Source organism: Streptomyces sp. NRRL S-495 (genome assembly GCF_000966955.1).
GTDB classification, from domain to species: Bacteria; Actinomycetota; Actinomycetes; order Streptomycetales; family Streptomycetaceae; genus Kitasatospora; species Kitasatospora purpeofusca.
In genome coordinates, this window is sequence record NZ_JZWY01000909.1 from 1 (window position 1) to 867 (window position 867).

Genomic DNA, 867 nt, shown 5'->3' on the forward strand with positions numbered 1-867 from the left:
TACGACTCCGGGTCGGTGACCCCGCCGGGGAAGCGGCAGCCGACGCCGACGATGGCGATCGGCTCGGTCCTGGCCCGCTCCTGCTCGTCGATCCGGCGCTGCATCCGCTCCATGGTCAGATAGGCGCGCTTCATCGCCGTCATCGAGCCGGTGCGGTCCTCGGGCGTGTCGCCCCGGGTGGTGTGCTCGCGCGTGGTCATCGTCCCTGCCCCCGGTCGGTCGGATCGGCACTGGTGTCGAACTGCTCGGTCTTGGCGAGGAGGAGGGCCTCCAGTTCACGCTCCGACAGCCCGTCGAGGTCCTCGGGGCCGTCGGGGTCCTCGGGGCCGTGGAGGTCGAGGTCGGAGCCGTGGAAGTCGTGGAGGTCGACGTCCGGGCGGTGCGGGGCTCCGGGTGCGGAGGCGGGCACGGCGGCGGCCTCCAGCGGGATCCCCATCCGCTCGGCGAGGAACGGCACCAGGGCGTCCAGCGTCGGGTACTGCCAGCCCAGCGTGGCGGGCAGCGGGACGCCGAGCGACAGCTCCAGCCGCGAGCGCAGCTCCAGGGTGCGCATCGAGTCGAAGCCGAGACCGGCCAGCGGCGCCGAGCTGTCGATCGCCGCCGCGTCCGGCGCGCCCGCGCCGGGCCCGTCGAGCACCCGGGCGGCCAGCTCCCGGCAGTGCCGGACCAGCAGGGCCCGGCGCCGCCGGCCCGGCTCGACCGCCAGCAGCTGCCGCCGGACCGCCTCCCCGCCGTCGGAGTCCGCCGCCGCGGGGCCGGCCTCGGGCGAGCCCGCCCCGGGGGAGCCCGCGCCGCCCGACGAGCGGACGATCGCGGCCGGGCTGCCCAACAGCCGGGCGAGGGAGGCCAGTCCCGCGCCGTCCACGC

General features: G+C 77.2%; 1 protein-coding gene and 1 pseudogene. Both read right to left on the reverse strand.

The features are described 5' to 3' along the window. A pseudogene (locus VR45_RS36025) lies at positions 1 to 200 on the reverse strand (hypothetical protein); the annotation flags it as partial. Beyond that, positions 197 to 867 (reverse strand): acyl carrier protein (locus VR45_RS36030; protein WP_199926069.1); only part of this gene is annotated, 671 nt, incomplete at its 5' end. The gene VR45_RS36030 and the pseudogene VR45_RS36025, both read right to left, overlap by 4 nt.